Genomic DNA, 24,518 nt, shown 5'->3' on the forward strand with positions numbered 1-24,518 from the left:
TGGCGCGATGACCGCCCCGACCGCGGTCGAGCGATCCCGGGTCACGCTCGATCTCGACACCTTCTGGAACTGGCTCGTTCTCCATCCGAACTGCGTCATCCGGGCCGGATCGGTTGATGCCTTGCTCTGCGACGACGAGGACTTCCACTGGCACTTCGTTGCGGAGGAGAACTCTCTCCTGATCGCACAGCTCGTCTACGGCAAGCGTCTGGTGGGAGAGATCCTGATCGACCGCGAGCGGGTCGTCTACGTCCAGTCGTTCCAGGGCGAGCACGGAAACGAGTACGTCTTCGAGCTGATCTCGGAGACGGAGAGTGAGTGCCTGGCCGCATGGGTCTTCGTCATGTCCCACGGCCTGGACGACGAACCTCAGGAGTCGGCCCACGCGACTCCTTCCCTGGTTCACTGACGGCCGAACGGCCGGGGGACCGACCTTGACGCTGCGCATCCTCGGCGTCGTCGATCTACGCCGGCGGCGGAGTGGAGTTCGACCTTGACTCTCCGGATTCTCGGCGTCGTCGATCTGCACTGGTCCGGCAAGAGGCCGCCGCGCCTGCCGGACCCGTCCGGCTTCGACCTGGTGCTCCTGGCCGGGGATCTGACGAACTTCCTGGGTCCGGACCATGCCCGCCGGATCGTCGAACCGCTTCAGGACTCGGGCGTGCCGGTGCTGGCGGTGTGCGGCAACTGCGACCAGCCGCCGGTCGAGGACTACTTCCGCGAGATCGACATTGACCTCGATCGTCGGGCTCGCGTGATCGAGGGCGTCCGGTTCCTCGGCCTTTCCGGCGGCCTTCCCTTCGGTGAGCTTCCGTACGAACGGACCGAGGAGGACTACGAACGAGTAGCCGCCGAGGCCTTCGAGCGGGCCGCCGCAGTCGAGGGAAGGCCCACCATCCTCGTTTCCCACCAGCCGCCCCACGGCACCGCCTGCGACCTCGCCCGCGGCCAGCACGTCGGCTCGAAGTCGCTCCGTGCCGCAGTCGAGCGCCACCAGCCCGACCTTGTCTTCTCCGGCCACATCCACGAAGCGATAGGCGAAGACACGATCGGCTCAACCCGCCTCGTCAACCCCGGCCCCTGGTTCCAGGGCCGCTCCGTGGTCATCGAAGCCGACCCGGACGCTGGGACCGTCGACTTCGAGATTCGCGCGCCGGATTAGCGGCGCGCGCGGCGCCGTTCGGTTTGGGCCGCCTGCCGGCGGGGCCGGAGGGGAGGTTCCCATCGGACGCTCACGCTTGTTCGGTGGATTGGGGGGGTCAGCGCTCGCTTCGGTCGGCTGCGCTGCGGTAGGTCGTCGGTCGAGGTGACGGTCTGGGGAGGCGCTTGCCTCCAGCCCGCTGGGAACCTCCCCTCCGGCCCCGCCGACAGGCTGGACCGCGCTGAGCCGCGTGGCGTCGGTTAGTCGTAGCTGTTAGTAGCCGTTCGCAGCGTCGAGGGTCGACGGTTACGAGTCGGCTCTCTAGCGGAACCAGTAGCCGAAGTCCCTGCGGAAGAGTTCCTTGCGCAATTGGGGGTTCTTTATGTCCGGGAACCAGTCGGGGTGTCTTCGGCGCGATGCGACGTGAGCGTCCCAGCCGCCCCGAGAGTCGGAGAAGACCTTGGAACAGCCCGGGATCGGGCACCGGTATGTGACCTTCTCGCCGGGGGTGCTCTGTCGTGGTTCTGGCGGGCGCAGTTCTTCCTTGGGAGCGGCAGCGAGCGGCAGTTGGGCCTTGTCCTGAGGAGCCTTGTCGGGCTTGGGGATGGTTCTTGATCTGCGGGCCGGATCGACGGGACCGGCCAGGAGCATCGAGCCTTCGGCGATGTGATCCATCCAGTCGGGCGTCGTCAGCGAAGTGTGTTCAAGGGCGCAGCGCAGAACGGCGGCGGCGGTGAACAGCGCGTCGAAGTCGTCTTCGTCGTTTCGCGCGCTGTCGAGATCGCCGAGCTTCACGCCGTAGGTCGTCACCCATTTGGCGGCGGCGAGCAGGTTGCAGGCGTCGTTTCGCGGTTGCTGCCGGGTCTTGGCGACAACGAACCGTCTGGTTGGTAACTCCTCGGCAGGAGCTGCGGCATAGGCGAGGCCGGGGTACGTCTCCGCCAGCACGATCCTGTTCGCGGAGAGAAGCTCAGCGAGTTCGCCTTCGAAAGGCCAGACCACGAACTTGCGGTTCGTTCTCAGGTTCGGAGCCAGCTCTCGCCAGAAGTCACGGGTCCCGGAACCCACGGTTCCAGGGATGCCACTCACGGCGAACAGAGGCTTGGCGCCGGTGGATCGGTCGATCAGACGGAGGAAACCGTCGTCGGCTTTCTTCGTGAAACCGGTCAGAGCGCCCTTGCCCTTTGGCACGTGGAACCAGGGCCGATCGACGCGCCACTGTTCGTGCTTTCGGGCCGTGTTGGCCGGGTTGAAGAACTGCTGATTGCCGCCGAGTCGGCCGAGCCAGTCCAGGAAGTTGGTGGGTTGGCCATACCGAGAATCGGCGAGAACCAGCTTCCAGTAGCTCGTGGGGACTCCCAGAACCACGTCGACTCCCACCAGCACACTTCCTTCCGTAGAGAGTTCTTCCGCGAGAGTCATCAGGCTCTTGAGCCGCCAGTCCGACCGTTCCTCCCTGCGGATCTCACGTTCCCTCAGATCGGCGACGTAGACCGCGCGCTTTCTTGGCTCCTTGCTCCAATCCGCAGAGACAAAGAAACGGAGGTACCGGTGCTTCTCTAGCTTCGGGGGCATGTCGCGTGTCGTGCTCGGGAGTCTCAGTGCTTGAGATCTACACAACCGATCGTTGTTCTCGTTGTCCGAGCAGCGGCAAAGGGCAGCCGACAGGCGGCTGTCACCGAACCCGTCGCAGCCGCGCCACCAACTCGTCGATCGCGGGCAGATCGACGTTGGCGAAGGCGAGGCGGAGGTAGCGGTCCTGGCCGGGACCGAACATGGAGCCGGCGAGGCAGAGGATGCCGTGGTCCTCGGCGAGGCTGCGGCCGACTTCGACGGAGGAGCGGTCGGTGAACGGGTGGCGGAGGTAGACGAAGTAGCCGCCGGAGGAGACGACTTCGAAGCCGGTGTCGGCTTCGCGGAGGCGGCGGGCGGCGTAGGCGACGCGGTCGCGGACGGTGCGGCGGTACTCGCGCTTCCAGGCGTCGAGATGCTCAAGGCAGAAGGTGGCCGCCAACTGGCCGATGTGCGACGGGCAGAGGGCTACGCAGTCGGCGATCTTGAGCGTCTCCCGGAGCAGGGCGGGATTCGTGGCCATGCAGCCGATCCGGTAGCCCGCCATGCAGTAGGCCTTGGACAAGCTGTAGAGGTGGATCAGCGTCTCACTCCAGTCGGGACGGGCGAAGAGCGTGTGCGGCGGCTCGGAGTGTTCGCGGAACTCGCGGTAGGTCTCGTCGATCACCAGGACCAGTCCGCGTTCGCGGGCGAGTTCGAAGAAGCTCTCGATGAGGGCCGGCGGGTAGACGGCGCCGGTCGGGTTGTTCGGCGTCACCAGGACGATCGCGCGTGTTCGGTCGGTGATGGACGCCGCCGCCCCTTGCGGGTCGGGGAGCATGTCCGGACCGGGCTCCAGGTAGACCGGCTCGACATCCTGGGAACGCAGCCACATGTCGTGGTTGAAGTAGGAGGGCAGGGGCAGCAGGACCTCGTCACCTGGTTCGGTCAGCGCCATCATCGCCAGGCAGAAGGCTTGGTTGCAGCCGGCGGTGACAGCCATGTGTTCGACGGCCACCGGGGCGTCGTAATCCGCGGTCAGAGCACGGGCCAGCGCTACGCGCAGCTCCGGGACTCCCTGCTGGTCGGTGTAGGTCGCGGTGGCCGGGCTCTGGGCCTGGGCCGCGATGTGGTTGCGCAGTTCCCGGGCAGGCGGGTAGGTGGGCGCTGCCTGGGAGACGTCGATGAGGGGCAGGTCCGGGGAGGCGTCGTTCTTCCACCGCCCGACCTGGGTGATCGGCGAATCGATCACCCGATGCACTACCTCCCTGATACGCATTGAGGGCGTAAGCTACCGGATCGATTCGGCGGCTGCGGGGTTGACCGGGATGGAGGAAGACGAAGGATGAAGTACCTGCACACGATGGTCCGGGTCCACAGCCTGGAGAAGGCGCTCGACTTCTACTGCGGCAAACTGGGCATGGTCGAGCTGCGGCGGTTCGACAGTGAGCAGGGGCGGTTCACGCTTGTCTTCCTGGCCGCTCCCTCGGATGTCGAACTCGCTCGGGAGCGGACGGCGCCGTTGCTCGAGCTGACGCACAACTGGGATCCGGAGGACTACACCGGGGGGCGCAACTTCGGCCATCTCGCCTTCGAGGTCGAGGACATCTACGGCACCTGCCGCTCGCTGCAGGAACAGGGCGTCGTCATCAACCGCCCGCCGCGGGACGGTCGCATGGCGTTCATCCGCTCGCCGGACGGGATCTCGATCGAGCTCCTGCAGGCCGGCGGCTCCCTGCCGGTCGAGGAGCCGTGGGCCTCGATGCCGAACGAGGGCACCTGGTAGGAGGCCCGACCTCGGGACCAACCGATCAGTAGTCGGCGTAGTCCTTCTCTTCGACCAGTTCGGAGCCCAGCAGCTCGTTGATGCTCCGTTTGGCTGCGGCGCGCCGGTCGTTCGTGCGGTAGACCGCGCGCGCGAGCTCGATGAAGCGCTCGCCGAAGTCGCGCTTCCGTTCGCAGTCGCGGATGTCGTCCTCGATCTTCCACAGCCGCTCGTTGATCTGGCGCAGTTCCGCGGTCAGTTCGTCCAGTTCCGGGGAGCTCGGCAGCGCCTCGCTGCGCGCGGCGGCCAGACTCCGGAGTTCGCGCTGTACGTTGGCGACCTTGTCCGGGTCGGCGATCCTCTCGGCCTTGATCTCGAGGATCGTGATCTTGTCGATCAGTTCGCCGGCCGATACCTCGACCTGCAGCACGGTGCCCACGACGGCGCAGACACTACAGCAGTTCGGGCCTTCGGACTCGGCCCCTCAGCTTCGCTCCCGCCGGACCAGCGCGCTCCCGGTTTCGACGACCTGGGCGGCCACTTGCCGCCAGTCGTAGCCGGCCGCGCGCTCGACCGCCGAGCTCGAAGCGGCGGCGAGTTGGGCGGGCGCATCGAGCAGCCGTTCCAGCAGGGCGGCGAGTTCGCCGGCGTCGGGGTCGACCGCCCATCCTTCCCGGCCGTCGCGCACGAGTTCCGACACGGCGCTGTTCGGGGACCGGCAGTGGACCACCGGCACGCCTGCGGCCAGCGCTTCGAGCGGGAAGAGCCCGAAGCCCTCCCGGGCGGAGGGTTGTACCGCGAGCTGGGCGCCGGCTACGGCACGCCACACGTCCTCGTTCTCGGGCAGGCGTCCGGCGAAGTCGACGACGCTGCCGAGCCCCAGGCGCTCGATCTGCGCGCGTAGGGCGGACTCCGCCGGGCCGCCACCGATGATCCGGAGCAAGGCGCCCCGTTCTGCCGTGAGCCGACGGCCAGCGTCGGAGACTTGAAGCTTCGCGGTGGCCTCGACCAGAAGGTCGACCCGCTTCTCGGGGATGAGACGTCCGGCGTAGACCAGAGGCGGAGCGGTCGTGTCCGGTTCCGCCGCGAGGGCGCGGATTCTCTCGAACGGAATGCCGTTCGGGATCACGTCGACGGCCTCGCCGCGCACCTTCGCCACGCGGCCGGACGTGAGGCGGCTGACCGCCACCGCCTGCGTGCCGAAGCGAAGCGACAACCGTTCGCAGAGGGCGTAGAACCGCCACATTCCCGGGCCGAACCGGCCTGGAGGCCGGTGCCGACGCCAGTAGCGGCCCCAGTGCTCGTGCCAGGTGACGAGCAGCGGAATCCGCCGCCGCCGGCAGCGCCTGGCGAGCAGCGGCAAGTGCAGATAGGGGATGTTCGCGGTCTCGACGATGTCGATGCCGTCCAGCGGAATGCGGCGCACCTGGGAGGCAAGCGTCAGCGCTTCGATGCCCGACCTGCGGCCGCGCGCCAGGTAGCGGCGGCTTGCTTTGGCCACCGGTTCGACGCGGACGTTGGGGTGGGGTTCGGTCGGTGTCTCAGCCCAGCCCGACAGCACCACGTCGTGACCGAGGCACCCAAGCTCCCGCGCCAACTCGAAGTTCCGGTGCTCGACGCCGCCGAGGGATTCCGGATAGATGCAGTCGTAGAAGAACAGCCAGCGCAGTGGGCGTTCGGTCATTGCCGAGAGCGTACCCGTCGCCCGCTGCTGCTAGCGTCTCGGCTGCATGGCGCCGCGGTCGGAACGGGGAAGAGTCTCGCGGGAACGCGGGATGCGGATCGCACTGCTCGTGGCTCTTGGCTGGGCGCTGGTGGCGACCGTCGTGGCGATCGGGCCGGAACGGATCGTGGGATGGTTGGGGACGCTTGGAGAAGCCGAACCGCCGGTGCCGACCGACGCTGCGCCGACTGGCGCCTACGGGCCTCCGGTCGAGGTCGCTTCGCTGCCGGGTTGGAGCGCTGACGATGTGTCGGAGGTGCTGCCTGCTTTGCTCAGGAGTTGCGATCGCTTACTGGCGCAGCCTGCGGACCGGCCGTTGAAGCCGGTCGTGCTGGGCGGCACGCCTGGTGACTGGTGGCGGTTCTGCGGCGCGATGCGCGGCCTGGGAGACGGAGCCGGCCGGGCGGAAGTCAGCGCGGTCATCGAGCGCGAGATGGTCGCGGTGCCGCTTGCTCGGCCCGACGAGGAGGCGGCCGGCGCCCGTCCGGGCGAAGGCTCGGGCTGGTCGCGCCGGATCGGCCTCTTCACCGGCTACTTCGAGCCCCTGCTCCATGGCAGCCGCCGTCGGAGCGAGCGGTACAGCGTGCCGCTGTACACGCAGCCGTCAGACCTGGTCATGGTGGACCTGGGCCGGTTCCGCGACGATTTGCGGGGCCGTCGGGTGGCGGGCCGCGTTCAGGGCGGGAGCCTCCAGCCGTACGACGACCGCGAGGCGATCGCGTCCGGTTCGCTCGCGGGCCGCGGCCTGGAGTTGATCTGGGTGGACGATGCGATCGACGCCTTCTTCCTCCACATCCAGGGATCGGGGCGGGTCGCGCTCGACGACGGATCCGTCTTCCGGGTCGGCTACGCCGCGCAGAACGGCCACCCGTACCACGCGATCGGCCGCACACTGGTCGACTGGGGCGAGCTGACGCTGGAGGAGGTGTCACTGCAGTCGATCGATGCCTGGCTGCGAGAGCAGCCCGACCGCGCGGACGAGGTCATGGCGACGAACGACTCCTACGTCTTCTTTCGCGAGATCCGCGGTGAGGGTCCGATCGGTGCGCAGGGCGTCGCCCTGACCCCGGAGCGCTCCCTGGCGGTCGACCGCCAGCACGTTCCTCTCGGCGTTCCCGTCTGGCTCGATGCGATGGTCCCGGCCGCGGTCGCCGACGCCCCCGACGAGCGCCGCCAGTGGCTGCTGGTGGCTCAGGACACGGGCGGGGCGATCCGGGGAGCGGTGCGCGGTGACGTCTTCTGGGGTGCGGGAGACCGGGCGCGGGCGATCGCCGGCCGCATGGCGCACCGGGGCCGCTACTGGGCGCTGGTGCCGCGGGCGGTGGCGCTGGTGCCGTAACTCTCTGGCTGATCGCCCCTTACGCGCGCCGTGCGGTGGAGTATTGTCGGTCCATGGAGTCGGTCCGTAACCTGCAGCCGGCGGATGCCGCCGACGGCCTCGGCGTCGTAGAAACCCGGTTCGAGCACTTCGACGAACCGCTCGAACTCCGCTGCGGCGACATCCTGTCCGGGTTCACCCTGGCCTGGGAGCAGTATGGCGAGTTGAACGCCGAGCGCGACAACGTCGTGCTCCTGTTCCATGCCCTGACCGGCAGCCACCACGCGGCGGGTACGAACCACGGCGTCCCCGGCCTCGGAGACGCCTGGACCGACGAGATGGTGGTCGGCTGGTGGCACGAGTTCATCGGACCGGGACGGGCGATCGACACGGACCACTTCTGCGTCATCTGCGTCAACTACATCGGCGGCTGCTACGGATCGACGGGCCCGCTGTCGATCGACCCGGCCACCGGCGAGCGGTGGGGCCCGTCCTTCCCCCGGGTACGGTTCTCCGACTCGGTACGCGCCGCGATGCGCCTGGTCGACCGGCTGGGAATCGACGTGCTGCACGCGGGCATCGGACCCTCGACCGGCGGCATGGCGGTGCTGGATCTCGCGGTCATGTTCCCGGAGCGGGTGCGCAACGTCGTCGTGATCGCGGCCGGCATGGAGGTGACGCCTCTCCAGCGGATCCACAACTTCGAGCAGATCCAGGCCGTCGCCAACGATCCGCGCTTCGACGGCGGGAGCTATCCGCCGGGTACGGAGCTCGAGGGGATGAAGATCGCGCGCCAGATCAACCACAAGACGTTCGTGTCGCTGCGTACCCTGCGGCGGCGGGCGCGGAACACGGTGGCTGAGGCCTCCGGCGTGCCGTGGTACGGCGTGAACCACCCGATCGAGTCCTACATGCGGCATCAGGGCCGGAAGTTCGCGGCCCGCTTCGACGCGAATTCCTACCTGCGAATTCTCGACGCCTGGAGCCAGTTCGATCTGGCCGCGGCCGCTGGCGCCGGTTCCCTTCGGGAGGCCTTCGAGTGCTGCCGGGACCAGCGCTTCCTCATCTTCTCGATCAACTCCGACGTCTGCTACTACCCGGAAGAGCAGGGTGAGCTGATGGCGACGCTCGAGGAGGCCGGCGTGAGTTGCATGAGGATCATCGTGCACTCCGACAAGGGGCACGACTCGTTCCTGCTGGAACCGGCGCTGTACCACCCGCACCTGACCTTCCTGCTGGAAGGTCGCGGTTCCTGGCCGGAGTCGTAGCCGCGACACGAATCGGCGGCGCGCCGGGCATTCGTGCCATGATCCGGCCTCCCGTCCGAACCGAAGCACCCAAGGAGATTCGTCATGTGGTTGCGCCTGCGGCAGATCTGTCTGATAGCCGAACAACTCGCTCCGGTCGTCGACGACCTGGAGGCGGTGTTCGACATCGAGGTCTGCTACAACGATCCCGGCATCGTTCGGTTCGGGCTCGAGAACGCCCTGCTGCCGATCGGCAACCAGTTGCTCGAGGTCGTGGCCCCGATCGAGGAGAACACCGCCGGCGGCCGCTACCTGGAGAAGCGCGGCGGCGACGGCGGCTACATGTTCATCACCCAGTGCGACGACCATGCTCCGCGGCGTCGGCGGGTCGAGGAACTGGGTATCCGCCTGGTCAACGACTTCGAGCGGGGCGGCTTCCAGAACATGCAACTCCATCCGAAGGACACCGGCGGCACCTTCTTCGAGATCGACTGCCAGACGAACGGCCTGGAGCCGGACGGACCGTGGACGCCGGCGGGAGAGAACTGGCAGCGTTGCAGACGGACGGATGTGATCGATGCGATCGTCGCGGGGGAGATTCAGACCCCGGCCCCGGACCGCCTCGCGGCCCGCTGGAGCGAGATCGCGGAGATCCCGCTGCGCGATGTCGACGGCGTGCCGACGATTCCCTTCGAGAACGCCGACTTGCGCTTCGTGCTGCCGACCGACGGCCGCCCCGAGGGGCTTGGCGGCATCGATCTGCGCGCAGTCGACGCGGACCGGGCCCGTTCAGCCGCGAGCGAGCGGGGCTGCCTCGGCGCCGACGGCGTGATCCACATCTGCGGCACCCGTATTCGACTCGTCGACTGACGATGAGAAACGGCACGGCGTCGGGCGGCTGCGCATCGCTGGCGGTCGCTGCGGCTCTGGCGTTCTTCGCGGCTGTCGCTGGCGCCGGCTCCGCTACGGCCCAGGATCGCGGCGAGGCAGGCGGCGGACCGGGTGCCTATGTCGGCGTGTTCGCCGGCTGGGGTGCTCTGGACGTCCGGCTCCTCGACGAGGACGGCTTCACGGCGGCGGACAGCCGCCCGGGCCGGACCTTCGACTACGACGACGCCGCATACCCGGTCGGCGTGGTCGCGGGTTGGGAGTTCGTGCCGCGACGCACGGCGATCCGCGTCGAACTGGACGGTCTCTTCGGTGGCCTGCCCGCGGCGGCCCGCCAGGTGGATCCGGTGGGTCAGGACGAAACGGCGGCCTCAGAGTTGCGTTGGGCCGCGACGGCGCGGGTCGGCGTGCGGCGGTCCCTCGGACGCGTCGCCGGCTTCCTCAGTGGCGGTGTGGCGGTGGCCGGGATCTCCGCTTCGTTCACGGACCTCGACCTGGGCCCGGACGGGCGCATGTACGTGGATCGGGACGACTCCTTCGCCGGGCGGTCGACGCGGGTCGGCTGGGTCGCCGGCGCCGGTTTGGAGATGCCGCTCGGCGATGTCTGGATGCTCCGGTTCGAAGCGATGCGGATGGACTTCGGCGAGGCGGTCGACGAGGCGGAGAACGTGACGGGCGTCAACGCCGGCGTCTGCGGGCCGAGCGGGCTACCGAGTCCCTGCGAGTACCGGATCGACCATCGGTTCGACCTTGCCCGGCTGGTCGTGGTCCGGCGTCTCGGTCGCTGATCCGCTCCCGGCGCCGTTGCCGGCGTCGAGGCTGGTTGACTTGTCCAGAAAGGCGGACCTCCGCCGGCTGCCGTCCCAACGGATGTCGGGGAGCAGCACGTCGCGTTTGGCCGCGATCCGGTCGTGGTGCGGCAGGAGGTCTTCGAGCATCGCCCGGATTTCCGAGTCCATGTCGCGGGTCGGCTGGTATCCCAGCGCCAGCAGATGGTCGTGGTCCGGGTTGTAGTGGTGCTCTTCCATTTCCTTGCGGGGATTCTCGATGCGCCGGATTCGCGGATCGAGGCCCATGTCGGATGCGACGGCGGCCACCTTGGAGGCGAGTTCCGAGATGGTGTAGGTCTCCTCGAACTGGTTGAACACCCGGTAGTCGCCCGCCTTGGGCGGGTTGTCGACCGCCAGGGTCAGGCACTGCATCGAGTCGCAGAGGGGCAGGAAGCCGCGGCGCTGGTTGCCGATGCCGAACAGGGTCAGCGGTTCGCCGATCACGGACTGGCAGCAGAACCGGTTGAGCGCGGTGCCGAAGGCCTGGTCGAAATCGAGCCGGGTATGGAGCGCGGGGTCGGCGGGGTGGTCGGCGGCGCTGCCGAAGAAGCGCGTGCCGTAGACGACGCCCTGCATCACGTCGGTGGCCCGGAGACCGAAGATGCGGCAGGCGAACATCACGTTGTTGCTGTCGTGGACCTTGCTCCAGTGGTACCAGGAGCCGGCCTGGCGGGGGAAGGGCAGGCGGTCGCGGCGGCCGCGGTACTCGACCTCGAAGAAGCCTTCGGGGATGTCCAGGTTCGGCGTGCCGTATTCGCCCATCGTGCCGAGCTTGACCAGGTGCGCCTCGGGCGCCAGGTCGCGCATCGCGTAGAGCACGTTCATCGTGCCCTCGATGTTGTTGCGCTGCACCCAGATCGCGTGGTCCGCGTCGATCATCGAGTAGGGCGCCGAGGGGCATTCGCCCAGGTGGACGATCGCCTCCGGCCGGACGTCTTCGAACAGCCGGTACACCACGTCCCTGTCGGTCAGGTCGCCCTGAACCAGGTGCGGACGCCGGTCGTAGGCGGACTCGAAGGCGTCGAGACGCGCCTCGACGGACGCGACCGGAAGAGCCGAGCGGCCGCCCATCTCGGCGACCCACTCGCGACGGAAGCCGGCATCGATGCCGGAAACCTCGTGACCGCGGGCAGTCAGATACTGCGCCAACGGCCAGCCGAGGTAGCCGTCGATGCCTGCTATGAGAACGCGCGTGACTTCACCCCCTGTTGCACTGTGCGGGGATCAGACCGCGTTCTCGGGTGCGAACCGGGAAGATTCCGTGAGGTAGTCGATTCTACCAGCGAGAGGGCGGGAGGCTGGCTGTTGCGGCTTCGACTGGGCGGGTGCTACCTTCCGTCCGCGTGCTCTGGTCCGGATCAAGACCGTCCGCGGCTCCAGCATGAGGATTCTCTACGGAGTTCAGGGCACGGGCCACGGCCACCTCGTGCGGTCGGCGGCGATGGTGGCCGGTCTGCGGAGCCGGGGCCACGAGGTCCACTGCCTGCTCACCGGAAGATCCTCCGCGGCGTTCGCCGACCCGGAGATCCGGGCCAGTCACACGCTGCTCGAGGGGTTCACGGGTCAGGCGGCCGGTGGGCGGGTGCGGCTGCTTCAGACCATTCGGCAGTTACGGCTGGCTCGCTTCCTGCGCGACGTGCGCAGCTTCGATGCGTCAGGTTTCGATCTCGTGTTAACGGACTACGAGCCGGTTTCCGCGTGGATTGCGCGTCGATGCCGACGGCCCAGCATCGGCGTCGGCCACCTCTACGCATTCCACCGGCGCCTGCGACTGCCGGGCCGGACCGGGCCGGCACGGTGGATGCTGCGGATGTTCGCACCGGTCTACACGCCGGTCCGGACCGCGGTCGGTCTCCACTGGCATCGCTTCGGCGGCGCGAATCTGCCGCCAACGATCAGTCCCGACCTGGTCGCGGCGGCCAGTGCCGGCCGGCCGCCGGACGCCGACGAGCGGTTCCTCGTCTACCTGCCCGCGGAGAGCGAAGAGAGCATCACGGCGTTGCTCGGGCAGTTGCCGGGGCGCCGGTTCGTCGCCTACCGGCCGGTGCCCGAGCCGGTCGAGCGCGGCAACGTCTCGATCCGGCCCTACGACCGAGTGGCGTTCCTGGCCGACCTGGTCGCCTGCTCCGGTGTGATCACGAACGCGGGCTTCTCGCTGATCAGTGAGGCGCTGCATCTGGGCCGCCGCCTCCTCGTGCAACCCATCGGCCGTCACCCGGAGCAGTTTCTCAACGGCCGGGCGCTGGTGGCGCTTGGCCTGGGCACCGTCGTCGAGCGGCTGACCGTCAACGCTGTCGAGTCCTGGCTCGACACTGCGGAGCCGGCGCCCATGAACTACCCTGACGTGACCGGCCGCCTGATCGACTGGGTCGACGAAGGGGGCGTGCGTCCGGTCGACGACCTGGCGACCGAGGTCTGGAGAGAAGTCTCGTGGCAGCCGACATGAACCCACGCTCCCGGGTTCGTCCCTCCGATCCGGACCTCGACTTCACTCTGGACCACTACCGGGAGATCCTGGCGCGGATCACCTCGACCCACCGCACCTTCTCGTTCGGCGAGGCGGCGCCACTGGGCGAGGCGCTGCTCGAAGTGGAGCGCTTCGTCCTGATGCGGCACGACGTCGAGTTCAGTCTCGACGCCGCGCTGACCCTGGCGCGGGCCGACCACGACGCCGGCGTCCGTTCGACCTTCTTCGTGCAGATCGGTTCCGACTACAACCTGTTCGAGGCCGACGGGGCGGAGGCGGTCGAGTCGATCCTCGATCTCGGCCATGACCTGGGCTTCCACTACGATCTGAGCCTGCTGGAGCGTTCCGGCGGCGACCCCGTCGCGCTGGCGAGCCGCGCGATCGAGCTGATCGAGAGCTTCTTCGGCACCCGCATCCGGGCGGCGAGTCCCCACATGCCGATGCGGTCGGGGCGGACCCTGCCAATCCCGGGCGTCGTCGACGCCTACGATCCGCTCTACTTCGAGCGGATCAAGTACCTCTCCGACAGCACCCAGGTCTGGCGCGAGGGCGTGGTGACGTCGCTGCTCGAACGCTACGACCGGATTCAGCTCCTCACCCATGAGTACCACTGGACGGAGGAAGGTCTGGGATGGGACGAGCTGCTGCTGCTCGAGGCCGAGTTCAAGTACCGCCGGCTGAGGCGCCGCGCGGAGGCGAACATCGAGCGCTTCCGGGAGGGGTTGCGCCTGCGGGCCGAGCGCGACGAGGCGTTTCGGGCAGGGCGCGGCGGGTCGAAGTAGCCTTCGGGTCGATGGATCGGGTGCGTACGGTTCGGGACGTCCTGCTGCGCCCGAGTACCGAGAGCGAACTCGCTCGTCTCTCCGAACTGACCGGGGTCGTCTACGGCGTCCGGCGCGAGCCGGAGGTCCTGCGCTGGCTTCTCTTCCATCCCGGTCCGGGGCCGGAGGTCGAGTCTTCCGTCGCCGAACGGCATGGCCGAATCGTCGGCCACGTGGCTTCGTTGCACTGCCGCTACCGGGTCCATGGCGAAACGGTGACGGGTGCTCACCGGATGCTGTGGATGGTTGAACACGCTGCGAGGGGCAGAGCCGGCGTCCCCCTTGCCGGCCGCACGCCCGACACGGACTTCGAGGTCGTGCTCGGCGGCACCGCCGCAACCAAGGCCATGCTGGTCATGCGCGGCTTTCACGAGGTCGGTGAGGCGCTCGAAGTGCGTCTGAGCACCGCGGCGGCAGGTGTCGCCGCGGCCAGGCAGACCGGCCTGATGCTGGCCGACTTTGATCCCGCCGCTGCCGGTCCTGCGGCTCCTCGAGACACGCTGGTCAATCTCGCGGAGCCGGACCACCTGGCATGGCTGGCAGCCTGTCCGGAGCACGACGGGCTGCTGTTCACCCTGGAACGGTCGGGAGAGCCGCTCGGTCCGGTCCTGCTCTACGTCAACCAGGCGAACGATCCGCCCACCGGCCGGATCGTCCACATGCCGTGGCTTGAAGAGGATGCGGATCTGGCGCTTCTCGCCATCCTCGACCGGCTGGGCCGGGAGGGGTGCGCCGAGGCGACCGTCCTGGCCACGGAAGATGGCCTGTTGCGGGCCGCGGAGTCGCTGCGGGGCGCGGTCTTCTACCGGCGTCCGCTCTGGTTCCGCAACCCGAACGGGGAGATCGATCCGGCCGGCTTCTACCTGACCTACATGGAGGGCGATCTCGCGTACCGGCGGGTGTAGCGGCGCCTACGCGTGTGGCGTGACCAGGTACTTCTCGCCGGTCGCCTGCTTCGCGTAGACCGCTATGGACGCCGGATCGAGAGCCTGCCGCAGGGTGACTGTCTTCGCGTAGCTCGACGCAAAGGTCGTCCTGATCTCCGCGGCGACCCGCTGCCGGAGGCGTTCCGAGGCCTCGTAGCCAATGCGGCGCAGGAAGTGGGGCAGCAGCCAGCCGCCCAGCCCCCAGGCCATGCCGAAGTTGCGGGTCAGGACGGTCTGGCTGCGGTCGAGCCCGCCGTAGATGTAAACCTGCTTGAGGGTCGCCGAGCCGTAGCGGCTGTACTCGGGGGCGCTGGCGGAGAGTGCCGCCTCCATCGCGGTCAGGATCTGGCCGGCCAGCTTGCCGCCGCCGGTGGCGTCGAAGCCGAGCGTCGCGCCGGTGTCGGTGATCGCGGCGACGAGGTCGGCCATGAAGGTCTCGGTACTCAGGTTGACGACGTGGCGGGCGCCGATGCCGCGCAGGAGTTCCTCGTGTTCCGGCCGGCGGACGACGTTGACCAGCGGCACGCCGTCCGCGGTGCAGATCTTCTGCAGCATCTGGCCGAGGTTGGAGGCGGCGGCGGTGTGGACCAGGGCCGTGTGGCCCTCGAGTCGCATCGTCTCGACCATGCCCAGGGCCGTCAGAGGATTGACGAAGCAGGAGGCGCCTTCGGCGGGTGTCGTGCCTTCGGGCAGCGCCAGGCACTGCCGGACCTCGGCCAGCCGGTACTCCGCGTACATCGAGCCGCCGAGGACGGCGACCGTGCGGCCGATCAGGGCCTGGGCGGCCGGCGACGAACCGGCGGCGACGACCACGCCGGCGCCCTCATTGCCGGTCGGTATCGCCTGACCGAGGCGACCGGCCACCAGCCGCGCCAGCCCCTTGGGGAGGTCGGCGACTACCAGGGGGCCGTGTTCTCCGTCCGACGCGCGTACCGTGGAGACGTCGGCCGGCCCGAACAGCACGCCCAGGTCGGACGGGTTGATCGGCGACGCCTCGACCCGGATGACGACCTGGTCCGGTCCGGGTTCCGGCACCGGGACCCTGACCAGCGCCAGTTCGACGGTGCCGCCGCCGCTGTCATCGGTACGGATCGTGGAGTGGAGGGCCAGGCCGTCGGGGGGGAGTTCGGTCATGGTCGGTTTCCGGTTGGTTGAGGTGTGAGCGGCGGCGAGGCTATCGCGGCCGGGCCGTGCCGGACGACTATGCTCCCGCCCTGGATGCCGCACGTCGTCTGCTCGTTCGAAGCGCCCTGCCGGCGGCCGTTCGATGTCCGGGGCCTGCTTGAGTTCTTCGCGGCCCGCGCCTTGCCTGGCGTGGAGGTCGTCGACACGGAGCGCCTGCACTACCGCCGGACAGTCGACCTCGCGCGACTGTCGCCAGGGGCGCCGGAAGGCGATCCACGGTTCGGCATCCTTCGGGTCGACTTGGGCGGCCGCCGCGTGCGTGCGGAAGTACATGCCAGCGCGGACGGAGGCCTTGAAGCGCTGCTGGAGGAACAGGTCGGACGCCGACTGCGGCGACTGTTCGACCTCGACGCAAATCCGGACGCCATTCGCTCCGGCCTGAGCGATGCACGCGAACTGGTCTCGGGCGGCCGGAGCCCGGCAGGCGTACGGATTCCCGGCGCCTGGTGCCGCTTCGAAACCGCGGTGCGGGCGATGCTGGGACAGCAGATCTCGGTGGCCGGCGCGCGCACCCTGGCCGGCCGCCTCGTCGCGGCTACGGGCCGGGAACTTCCCGCGGGGCTGGGAGAGCCCGGGCTCGTGCGGCCGTTTCCGAGCCCGGCGCAAGTCGCGTCCTGCGACTTGCGGGCGCTCGGTTTGCCGGGATCCCGTGCGCGGGCGCTTGGTGAGATGTCGTCGGTGGTCGCGACCGGTGCCTTGAGGCTGGACGCCGACCCGCTCGAGGTCCGCCGCCGACTGCTTGGCATCAAGGGCATCGGCCCCTGGACGGTCGAGTACATCGCGATGCGGGCTCTGGGCGACGGCGATGCGTTTCCCGCCAGCGATCTGGGTTTGCGGAAGGCGATCGACCGCGAGCGGCCGCCCAGCGCCGCAGAGCTGGAGGCGATGGCTGAACCCTGGCGTCCGGTGCGCGCCTACGCGGCGATCCTGTTGTGGCGCCGCGGCGGCGGCGGGTAGGCTGAACCCGAAAGGAACCCGGCCGATGACCGCGATCTACCACGCCTTCGACACCCCGATCGGCACCCTCCGGCTGGTGGGTGGAGAGGACTCGATCGACTGCATCGACCTGCCGAACCGGGCGGTGAAACCACCGGACCCGGCCTGGACGGCTTCCGCCGACAGACTGCCCGCGGCGCTGGCGGAGGCCAAGAGGCAGATCGAGGAGTACTTCGCGGGCGAGCGGCAGGACTTCGACCTGCCGCTCTCTCCCCACGGCACCGCGTTCCAGCGCCGCGTATGGACCGAACTGCGGCGCATCCCGTTCGGCGAGACGATCTCCTACGGCGAACTCGCCGCGCGGATCGGCAAGCCGACGGCTTCGAGGGCCGTGGGCGCCGCGAATGGCCGCAACCCGCTGCCGGTCGTTGTGCCCTGCCATCGGGTGATCGGCAGCGACGGCCGACTGACGGGCTTTGGCGGCGGCCTGCCGACGAAGCAGGCGTTGCTGGACCTGGAACGGCGGGTAGCCGGAAGGCAGCTACTGCTTTCGCCGGTGCTAAGCTCGCGCGCGACTTCGTAGGCAGTTCCCAGCCAGAGCGACCTCCACCTGGAGATTCCGGATGCGCACATCTCGACTCGTGTTCACTGCGGCCACGGCCGTCCTTCTATTCGCGGGTTCGGCACTGGCTGCACCGCCGGCTACCGAAAACTGGCCGGCCTTCCGCGGTCCGGACGCCATGAGCGTCGCCGACGACGATCCCCGCCTGCCGGAGACCTGGAGCACCACGGAGAACGTGGCCTGGGTCGTCGATGTGCCGGGCCTGGGATGGTCTTCGCCCATTGTGCAGGGCGATCGCGTGTACCTGACCACGGTGTGGAGCGAAGGCGAGGTCGAGGAGCCGAAGAAGGGTCTCTACCTCGGCGGCAACCGGATGCAGCCGTCCGCCGACGACCACCACTGGTCGGTCTACTGCATCGAGGTGGAGACCGGCGAGAAGTGCTGGGAGCGCGAGGTGCTGACGGGCGCCCCGGACTTCCCGAGGCACCTGAAGAACACGTACGCGTCGGAAACTCCGGTCACGGACGGCGAGCGCATCTATGCCTACTTCGGCAACGTCGGTGTCTTCGCCTTCACGATGGAGGGCGAGCCAGTCTGGGAGCAGCGCTTCGAGGTCGTGCGGACGCGCTTCGGTTGGGGGACGGCGGCGTCGCCGGTCGTACACAACGGGCAGCTCTACGTCGTGAATGACAACGAGGACCAGTCCTTCCTGATGGCCCTCGACGCCGCGACCGGCGAGGAGCTGTGGCGCGACGCCCGCGAGGAGGGCAGCAACTGGGCGACCCCCTTCGTGTGGGAGAACGAACTGCGCACGGAGGTGATCACGCCGGGCACCGACCAGGTGCGTTCTTACGACGAGCAAGGGAACCTGCTGTGGCACTTCGGCGGCATGTCGTCCATCGCGATTCCGCAGCCATTCTCGAAGTACGGCCTGCTCTACGTGTCGTCGGGTTACATCGGCGACCAGGTTCGCCCGGTCTACGCGATCAAGCCGGGCGCCGAAGGCGACATCACGCTGGAAAAGGACCAGCAGAGCAATCGCTGGGTGGTCTGGTACCAGCCCCAGGCCGGCGCCTACAACCCGACGCCGTTGATCTACCGTGACCGCTTCTACACGCTGCTCGACCGGGGCTTCTTCACCGCGCACGATCCGAAGACCGGCGCGGAGGTCTACGGCAAGCAACGGATCGAACGCGGCTCGGGCGCCTTCACGGCTTCTCCGTGGGCGTACAACGGCAAGGTCTTCGTGCTGAGCGAGGACGGCGACACGTTCGTGATCGAGGCCGGCGACGAGTTCGAGGTCGTCGGCAAGAACTCGCTCGACGAGATGAGCATGTCGACGCCGGCGATCGCCGACGGCAGCCTCTACATCCGCACCCGGAGCAAGCTGTACCGGATCACGAATCAGGCGGGCGCCGCGAGCGGCCCCTGAACGCCGGGCCCGGTTCGGCCGCGTTCTGGTTGGGCCTGACGGCGCTCGTCCAGCCGGCGGCCGCCGTCGACTTCGACGCGGTAGCGGAGGTGTTCCGGAGCCGCTGTGCCGGTTGTCACACGGAGGGCGGCCCGGCGCCGTTCGCGCTGCGGACGTTCGAGCAGGCGCGCGCCTGGTCTTCCTCGATCCGCCGTGCGGTCGCCTCGGGAGCGATGCCGCCATGGCACGCCGACGCGCGTTACGGCGAGTTTCTGAACGACCGGCGTCTGCCGGCGCCGGAGAAGGCGAAGCTGCTGGCCTGGATCGACGGCGGCAGCCGTCCCGGGTCGGCGCCGGGGGAGGCGGCGGCGGTGGAACGGCCCGCATCGTCCGGGAGAGTCGACTGGAGCATCGGCGTGCCCGATCTCGTCTTCGAACTGCCGGAAGAGGTGACGGTACCTGCGGCCGGTGACGTTCCGTACCACGGCTACCGCGTGGAGACGGGTCTGGCCCAGGACGTGTGGATCCAGGCGGCGGAGACGCGGCCCGGCAACCCGGCCGTGGTCCATCACATCATCGTGCAGGCGTTCCCGGGTGCCGGCGCCGCCCGGGAAAGCCCCGGCGGCGATCCGCGCACGGCGGGGGATCTCGGCGGGTACGCGCCGGGCACCGGGCCCCTCGTCATGCCGCCGGGGGTCGGCCGCCGGCTTCCCGCCGGCGCCGTGCTCGACTTCCAGATGCACTACACGCCGACCGGAAAGGAAGAGACCGACCGGAGCCGGATCGGCCTGATCCTGGCGGCTGATCCGCCTCGCCACGAATCCCTCACGGCGCTCTGCTCGACGCCCTTCCTGTGGATTCCGGCGGGCGAGCCGGACGTCCGCTTCGAGGCCGACCTGACCTTCCCGCGCGCCACCCGCCTGCTGTCGCTCAGGCCGCACATGCACCTGCGCGGCGACACGTTCGAGTTCCGGGCGGAGTACCCGGACGGACGCTCCGAGATTCTGCTCCTGGTCACCGGCTACGACTTCAACTGGCAGACGACCTACCGGTTCGCCGAGCCCAGGCCGCTTCCCGCCGGGACCCGGCTTCGCTGCATGGCGACCTACGACAACAGCGGCGGCAATCCGCTGAACCCCGATCCAACCCGGGACGTCTCCTGGGGGCGCGAGACGACGGACGAGATGATGATCGGCTTCGTGGACTACTACGAGGTGGGGGAGTAGGAGCGCCGTCTACGCGGGGTTCCACTCGCCGCGGGCGACCGCGGGGACGAACTCGTCGAGGCCTTCGGGCGGATAGTCGACGGCCCGGCCGAGCTCGGCGCTCATGTAGGCGGCCATCAACAGGCGGGTGACCTCAAGACCGTCCTCGAAGGTCTCCCGCGGCCGTTCCCCGCGCCGGAAGCTCTCCACCATGTGCCGGTTCTCCGCGTCGTAGCCGTAGGCAGCCGGTTCGTTCGGGAGCACCGGCATGAGGCCCATCTCGGCGTTCTGCTTCTCGACCAGATCCTCGCCGGTGTGCTGCTCGAGGTCACGGCTGAAGAAGAGCTCGAGCTCCGTGTCGAGGCTGTTCGCCCGCATCGAGTACTCCGGTCCGAGCAGCTCCATCGACAGACGCAGGCCGGCCCCCACGTAACTCCACGAGGTCGTCGCCTCGACCACGAGAGGCGTCCCGTTCTCGTCTTCGTACTCGACCATCGCGCGGGCGAAGTCCTCGGCCGGCCGGCGCGCGTAGTCGACGGCGTCTCCGTACTGATCGCGCAGCTTGCGGGCGTACTCCGGACGCTGCCACTTGAGGCAGTGGATCTGGGCGTGGACGCGCTTCGGGGTCAGGCTGTTGCGCGGCTCGCCGGGCTCGGTCAGCAGGAAGCGCGCCGCCTCGACCGAGTGGCACATCATGTCGTTCAGCACCCCGCCGCCCTGGAGTTCGCCCTGCCAGAACCAGGCGTTGTGCGGGCCGGAGTGTTCTTCGGCCGCGCGCGCCAGGTACGGGCGGCCCGCTGCCCGGGCGCCGCGCTCCCAGGCCAGTTCGCGGCCGCGAACCACGGAGGGGCTGAACACCTGGTTCTCGAGGTAGCCGTCGAGAACGCCGATCTCCTTCACGAGTTGGACCATCCGAAGCGCTTCGCCCGCGTTGCGGGCGAGCGGCTTCTCGCAGGCGATGCCGACCAGGCGGCCGTTGCCGCTGGCGACGGTCCCGGCGATCTCCTCCATGTTGGCGATCCGGTGGTCGTTGCGGCCGCAGATCCAGATCGCGTCGATGGCTTCATCCGCGACCATCGCCGCGATCGACCCGTAGGCCCTGGCATCCCCGACGTCGAGCTCGGTCGCGAGTGCCGCCGCGGATTCGGCGCTCTCGCGATTCGGGCTCCACACGCCCCGTACGTCGGCGCCCCGGACGGCGGTCCAGGAACGAATGTGGAAGCGGGCGATGAAGCCGCTGCCGACGAAACCGATACCGAGAGGTGGCTGAGCGGGCACCGTGGCCGCGGCCTTAGTCGGCCTCCTCCTTCAACTCCTTCGCCTTCGCGATCCAGCGTTCGACCGTTGCGGCGGGACTACTCATCCTTCAGTTTCCTGGCTTGCGCGATCCAGCTGTTGACCATCGACGCCGACGGCGCACGGCGGCTGAGCTTCTTTTCCGCCTTGACGGCGCTCATCTTGAGCGCGAGATTCAGGGGCCGGCGGCGGCTCAGGTCGCGCACGGTGCGGACGCCCGAGGCGACGAGCAGTTCCGCGAAGTCTCCGCCGACGCCGCGAATGCGCATCAGGTCGGCCCGGTTGACGAACTTCTGGATCTGGCGCTCCGGCATTCCGGTTCGTTCCGACAGGAGCCGTCGCTCGCGACGGTCGCGGCAGGCCGCGAGGAGACCGTCCGTGGTCCGAATACCGGCCTTCGCCAGTTTGGCGGCTACTGCGGGACCGACGCCTCCGATCTTCCGGACGCCGTAGGGCATCAACCCACGGAGTGGAAGGTCTTCGCCACTTACTCGCTGCCTTCGAAGGTGAGGTTCAGGCCCTCGACGTCGGCGGTGACTTCCACCTCAACGATCTGTTCGCCGAGCTTCTCGTGCCAGAACACGAGTTCGTAGGAGCCGGCGGGAAGTGCGTCGATCCGGTACTTGCCGTCACTGCCGGTCGTGGAGTGGAAGGAGTGCTCCATGACGAAGACATAGGCGGACATCCAGGGATGGACGTCGCACTTCACCTGAATCGGCTTCTCGGGCGCGCGGAAGGACTTCGTCCTCGTGCCGCGCGAAGGCTGGCCGATGTTGAACGGTCGGTTCGCCTTGGCGAGGGCGCGGACGTTGTGGAGAGTGGGGTCATCGTTGACGATCTCGATGTCCTGCTGGACGCGGACGCCGATGATCCGGGGCGTGTAGAGACAGCCGCGCTGTTCCAGCCGGACGGCCTCCTCCGGCCGGTCGCCGGCTGCGCCCTCGGGCGCCTCCCGGAGGTAGACGAAGACGTTCTCGACCGCGCCGTCGTCGGCGACCAGGCTGTCGCGCGAGAGGACGCGCTTCCCGTCGTACATCGCCGCGCAGTTCGGGTCGGCGTCCATGCGCAACGGGTAGCGCTTGAGCGGTTCACCTTCGTAGGTGACCGTACCGCTGATGCTGAAGTCCGCGGCAGCCGCGGAGGCGCTGCCGGAGACCAGGGCGACGGCGGCCAGAGCCCAGGCGGCGACGACGGGGCCCGAGCGGCGGGCGCGCAGGTGGAGCATCGATCGTCGTCTCTTCGCCGTCAGCGGGAGTAGAACTCGATGACCAGCGGCACTTCGCAGACGATCGGGACCTCGTCCCGAACCGGCGTGCTGCGCAGGGTCGCCTGATAGCCGGTTTCGTCCGTCTCCACGTAGGTGGGGACCGTCACGCCGCGCGGCTCGTTGAAGCAGCGGAGCTTCCGGCTCTTTTCCCGCACCTCGACGACGTCGCCTTCCTTCACGCCGTAGGACGGGATGTTGACCCGCCGGCCGTTGACCAGGATGTGGCCGTGGCCGACGAACTGGCGCGCGGCGAACACGCTGGGCGCGAAGGCCCGATGGACGACGGAATCGAGACGGGTCTCGAGCAGGCCGACCAGATTGTCGCCGGTCACGCCCTTCATCCGCGTCGCCCGCTTGTAGTAGTTGCGGAGCTGGCGCTCACTGACGTTGTACTGATAGCGCAGCCGCTGCTTCTCGAGCAACTGCCGCCCGTAGTTGCTCTGGCGCCGCCGCCGCTTGAGGCCGTGCATCCCCGGAGGGTGGCCCTTCTTTTCCATGTACCGCGCGGCCTTGGGGGTCAGTGGAATGCCCAGCTTGCGAGAGAGCTTGACCTTGGGCCCGTTGAACTTCACCTTCTGTATCTCCGAGTGTCCTGTGCCGAGTTCCTGGGGTTCTGCGCCGCTCGATCCGTGCGCGGGCACCAGGCCGATCTCTTGTCCCGATATGTCGGTTTGACCGGCGTCGTGGCCCCTGGTTGCTTCGCCGGGGCTGGCTGGCGCCTGCAGCGGAGCGCGGATTGTAGCAGCGAGTCGTCGCCGGCCCAAGCCCCTGGGCGGTCCAGTTTCGTTTCAGGGATGCGTCTCCGGCTCGGCCGCTTCGTCGAAGAGACTCCGCTGGTCCGTGCGACGCCGGAACGCCGCTGTCGACGGGCCGCTGCTGCGCCCGTTTCGACCGCCGGCGAGCCCGACGCGGCGGCGCACTGTCTCGAACAGCCTGCCGATCTGTTCCGCGTACTCCCCGCCGCCTTTCATGCGGTGGTGGAAGCGGGGATCGTTCAGGTTCCCGTCGCGCGCTTCCCGCAGCCGGTTCAGCACCCGATCGCGGCGATCCGGGAAGTGGGTCGCAAGCCAATCGGAGAAGAGCTCCCGAAGGCCGTGCGGCAGGCGCAGGAGGATGTAGCCTGCTCGGCTGGCGCCGGCTTCGGCTGCCGCTTCCAGAATCGCGGGGATCTGTTCGTCGTTCAGGCCTGGGATGATCGGCGCGGCCATCACCCCGCAGGGAATGCCGGCGGCGCTCAGTTCACGCAGGGCCTCGAACCGCCGCCGCGGGGTCGAGGCCCGTGGCTCCATTCGCGCCGACAGCGAGGCGGAGACCGAGGTGATCGAGAGGTAGACGCCGCAGGCCTGGAATCGGTTGAGCTTCACGAGCAGATCGAGGTCGCGGGTGACCAGGTGGTTCTTCGTGATGATCGCCACCGGGTTGCGGAACTCGGCCAGGACCTCCAGACAGCGCCGTGTGATCCGGAGCTTTCGTTCGATCGGCTGGTACGGGTCGGTGACGCCGGAGAGGACGACGACCTGGGGTTTCCAGCGGGGGCTCAGGAGCGCCTTGCGCAGCAACTCCGGCGCACGGTCCTTGACGAGTATCCGGCTCTCGAAGTCCAGTCCAGCGGAGAAGCCGAGGTACTCGTGCGTGGGACGGGCATAGCAGTAGATGCAGCCGTGCTCGCAGCCGCGGTAGGGGTTCAGGCTGTATTCGAAGCCGATGTCCGGGGAGTCGTTGCGAGACAGGACGGTCTTCGAGTGATCCCGAAACAACTCCGTCACCGGAAACGTGCCGCGCTCGGCGACGCTCTCGCCCGGTTCGAAGTCGATGTCTAGCCGTTCGAAGCGGTTGCGGGGGTTGGCGGCCGCGCCTCGACCGCGCACTGTGCCCGGGGGAGTCTTCCGGGGGTTCGACCGGCGGTCGGAGGCACTGTCGAGGACCTTCACGAGGAGGGCAGCCTAGCACGACTTACGCCCTGTTTGCGGTCTCTGGCG

General features: G+C 68.7%; 25 protein-coding genes. 14 read left to right on the top strand and 11 right to left on the bottom strand.

Features of this window, described 5'->3' with window-relative positions:
- Nucleotides 1-7: 7 nt before the first annotated feature.
- Together OXI49_03870 and OXI49_03875 are read left to right on the top strand one after the other, a co-directional pair.
- A complete protein-coding gene (locus OXI49_03870; GenBank protein MDE2689625.1) occupies nucleotides 8-409 on the top strand; it encodes a hypothetical protein in 402 nt (133 codons plus the stop codon).
- Nucleotides 410-493: 84 nt separating this feature from the next.
- Nucleotides 494-1,162: a metallophosphoesterase family protein gene (locus OXI49_03875; protein ID MDE2689626.1), complete on the top strand. Its 669-nt coding sequence runs from the start codon at nucleotides 494-496 to the stop codon at nucleotides 1,160-1,162.
- Between the two features lie 300 nt (nucleotides 1,163-1,462).
- On the opposite strand, the gene OXI49_03880 is transcribed toward OXI49_03875, so the two are convergent.
- Nucleotides 1,463-2,716 carry a hypothetical protein gene (locus tag OXI49_03880; GenBank protein MDE2689627.1) on the bottom strand — a complete coding sequence of 418 codons (1,254 nt, stop codon included), beginning with the start codon at nucleotides 2,714-2,716 and terminating at the stop codon, nucleotides 1,463-1,465.
- Between the two features lie 100 nt (nucleotides 2,717-2,816).
- A complete protein-coding gene (locus OXI49_03885; GenBank protein MDE2689628.1) occupies nucleotides 2,817-3,971 on the bottom strand; it encodes an aminotransferase in 1,155 nt (384 codons plus the stop codon).
- Between the two features lie 66 nt (nucleotides 3,972-4,037).
- Between OXI49_03885 and OXI49_03890 the strand changes: the two genes are divergently transcribed.
- Nucleotides 4,038-4,478, top strand: coding sequence for a lactoylglutathione lyase (locus OXI49_03890; GenBank protein ID MDE2689629.1), 441 nt, complete (start codon nucleotides 4,038-4,040; stop codon nucleotides 4,476-4,478).
- Between the two features lie 25 nt (nucleotides 4,479-4,503).
- Here OXI49_03890 and OXI49_03895 read toward each other — a convergent pair whose 3' ends face one another.
- Together OXI49_03895 and OXI49_03900 are read right to left on the bottom strand one after the other, a co-directional pair.
- Nucleotides 4,504-4,896, bottom strand: a complete 393-nt coding sequence (locus OXI49_03895; GenBank protein ID MDE2689630.1) for a DUF6165 family protein — start codon at nucleotides 4,894-4,896, stop codon at nucleotides 4,504-4,506.
- Nucleotides 4,897-4,941: 45 nt separating this feature from the next.
- Nucleotides 4,942-6,141 (bottom strand): glycosyltransferase, encoded by a 1,200-nt coding sequence (locus tag OXI49_03900; protein MDE2689631.1) that lies wholly within the window; start codon nucleotides 6,139-6,141, stop codon nucleotides 4,942-4,944.
- 91 nt (nucleotides 6,142-6,232) lie between these two features.
- On the opposite strand from OXI49_03900, the gene OXI49_03905 reads away from it, so the two are divergent.
- The 4 genes from OXI49_03905 to OXI49_03920 all read left to right on the top strand — a co-directional run bounded on the left by OXI49_03905 (nucleotide 6,233) and on the right by OXI49_03920 (nucleotide 10,421).
- Nucleotides 6,233-7,519, top strand: a complete 1,287-nt coding sequence (locus OXI49_03905; GenBank protein MDE2689632.1) for a murein transglycosylase A — start codon at nucleotides 6,233-6,235, stop codon at nucleotides 7,517-7,519.
- Nucleotides 7,520-7,572: 53 nt separating this feature from the next.
- The gene (locus OXI49_03910; GenBank protein MDE2689633.1) at nucleotides 7,573-8,766 is read left to right on the top strand and encodes a homoserine O-acetyltransferase; all 1,194 of its coding nucleotides are present in this window, start codon (nucleotides 7,573-7,575) and stop codon (nucleotides 8,764-8,766) included.
- Between the two features lie 84 nt (nucleotides 8,767-8,850).
- Entirely contained in the window at nucleotides 8,851-9,615 is a 765-nt protein-coding gene (locus tag OXI49_03915; GenBank protein MDE2689634.1) for a hypothetical protein, read from the top strand.
- Nucleotides 9,616-9,617: 2 nt separating this feature from the next.
- A complete protein-coding gene (locus tag OXI49_03920) occupies nucleotides 9,618-10,421 on the top strand; it encodes an outer membrane beta-barrel protein (GenBank protein ID MDE2689635.1) in 804 nt (267 codons plus the stop codon).
- Here the strand turns inward: OXI49_03920 and OXI49_03925 are convergent.
- Nucleotides 10,341-11,645 carry an NAD-dependent epimerase/dehydratase family protein gene (locus OXI49_03925; protein MDE2689636.1) on the bottom strand — a complete coding sequence of 435 codons (1,305 nt, stop codon included), beginning with the start codon at nucleotides 11,643-11,645 and terminating at the stop codon, nucleotides 10,341-10,343. The genes OXI49_03920 and OXI49_03925 overlap by 81 nt on opposite strands.
- Before the next feature lie 199 nt (nucleotides 11,646-11,844).
- On the opposite strand from OXI49_03925, the gene OXI49_03930 reads away from it, so the two are divergent.
- The 3 genes from OXI49_03930 to OXI49_03940 are packed head-to-tail and all read left to right on the top strand — an operon-like array spanning nucleotide 11,845 to nucleotide 14,656.
- Complete coding sequence (locus tag OXI49_03930) at nucleotides 11,845-12,909, top strand: hypothetical protein (GenBank protein MDE2689637.1); 1,065 nt, start codon at nucleotides 11,845-11,847, stop codon at nucleotides 12,907-12,909.
- A complete protein-coding gene (locus OXI49_03935) occupies nucleotides 12,906-13,712 on the top strand; it encodes a hypothetical protein (GenBank protein MDE2689638.1) in 807 nt (268 codons plus the stop codon). Before OXI49_03930 ends, OXI49_03935 begins: the two co-directional genes overlap by 4 nt.
- Before the next feature lie 11 nt (nucleotides 13,713-13,723).
- Nucleotides 13,724-14,656 carry a GNAT family N-acetyltransferase gene (locus OXI49_03940; GenBank protein ID MDE2689639.1) on the top strand — a complete coding sequence of 311 codons (933 nt, stop codon included), beginning with the start codon at nucleotides 13,724-13,726 and terminating at the stop codon, nucleotides 14,654-14,656.
- 6 nt (nucleotides 14,657-14,662) lie between these two features.
- Here the strand turns inward: OXI49_03940 and OXI49_03945 are convergent, their stop codons facing one another.
- Nucleotides 14,663-15,811, bottom strand: a complete 1,149-nt coding sequence (locus OXI49_03945; GenBank protein MDE2689640.1) for a zinc-binding dehydrogenase — start codon at nucleotides 15,809-15,811, stop codon at nucleotides 14,663-14,665.
- A gap of 84 nt (nucleotides 15,812-15,895) precedes the next feature.
- On the opposite strand from OXI49_03945, the gene OXI49_03950 reads away from it, so the two are divergent.
- The 4 genes from OXI49_03950 to OXI49_03965 are packed head-to-tail and all read left to right on the top strand — an operon-like array spanning nucleotide 15,896 to nucleotide 19,997.
- Nucleotides 15,896-16,819 carry a DNA-3-methyladenine glycosylase 2 family protein gene (locus OXI49_03950; GenBank protein MDE2689641.1) on the top strand — a complete coding sequence of 308 codons (924 nt, stop codon included), beginning with the start codon at nucleotides 15,896-15,898 and terminating at the stop codon, nucleotides 16,817-16,819.
- A gap of 25 nt (nucleotides 16,820-16,844) precedes the next feature.
- Nucleotides 16,845-17,381: a methylated-DNA--[protein]-cysteine S-methyltransferase gene (locus OXI49_03955; protein MDE2689642.1), complete on the top strand. Its 537-nt coding sequence runs from the start codon at nucleotides 16,845-16,847 to the stop codon at nucleotides 17,379-17,381.
- Between the two features lie 40 nt (nucleotides 17,382-17,421).
- Nucleotides 17,422-18,792, top strand: coding sequence for a PQQ-binding-like beta-propeller repeat protein (locus OXI49_03960; protein ID MDE2689643.1), 1,371 nt, complete (start codon nucleotides 17,422-17,424; stop codon nucleotides 18,790-18,792).
- A gap of 29 nt (nucleotides 18,793-18,821) precedes the next feature.
- Nucleotides 18,822-19,997, top strand: a complete 1,176-nt coding sequence (locus tag OXI49_03965; protein ID MDE2689644.1) for a c-type cytochrome — start codon at nucleotides 18,822-18,824, stop codon at nucleotides 19,995-19,997.
- Between the two features lie 9 nt (nucleotides 19,998-20,006).
- Here OXI49_03965 and OXI49_03970 read toward each other — a convergent pair whose 3' ends face one another.
- The 5 genes from OXI49_03970 to OXI49_03990 all read right to left on the bottom strand — a co-directional run bounded on the left by OXI49_03970 (nucleotide 20,007) and on the right by OXI49_03990 (nucleotide 24,470).
- Nucleotides 20,007-21,254 (bottom strand): Gfo/Idh/MocA family oxidoreductase, encoded by a 1,248-nt coding sequence (locus OXI49_03970; GenBank protein MDE2689645.1) that lies wholly within the window; start codon nucleotides 21,252-21,254, stop codon nucleotides 20,007-20,009.
- A gap of 77 nt (nucleotides 21,255-21,331) precedes the next feature.
- Nucleotides 21,332-21,730, bottom strand: a complete 399-nt coding sequence (locus OXI49_03975) for a DUF4332 domain-containing protein (protein ID MDE2689646.1) — start codon at nucleotides 21,728-21,730, stop codon at nucleotides 21,332-21,334.
- A 29-nt stretch (nucleotides 21,731-21,759) separates the two neighbouring features.
- Entirely contained in the window at nucleotides 21,760-22,497 is a 738-nt protein-coding gene (locus OXI49_03980; protein ID MDE2689647.1) for a TonB-dependent receptor, read from the bottom strand.
- A gap of 20 nt (nucleotides 22,498-22,517) precedes the next feature.
- The gene (rpsD, locus tag OXI49_03985) at nucleotides 22,518-23,111 is read right to left on the bottom strand and encodes a 30S ribosomal protein S4 (GenBank protein MDE2689648.1); all 594 of its coding nucleotides are present in this window, start codon (nucleotides 23,109-23,111) and stop codon (nucleotides 22,518-22,520) included.
- Nucleotides 23,112-23,327: 216 nt separating this feature from the next.
- Nucleotides 23,328-24,470 (bottom strand): PA0069 family radical SAM protein, encoded by a 1,143-nt coding sequence (locus OXI49_03990; protein ID MDE2689649.1) that lies wholly within the window; start codon nucleotides 24,468-24,470, stop codon nucleotides 23,328-23,330.
- Between the last annotated feature and the right edge of the window lie 48 nt (nucleotides 24,471-24,518).

The sequence above is a fragment of the Acidobacteriota bacterium genome, from assembly GCA_028875725.1.
GTDB lineage: Bacteria > Acidobacteriota > Thermoanaerobaculia > Multivoradales > Multivoraceae > Multivorans.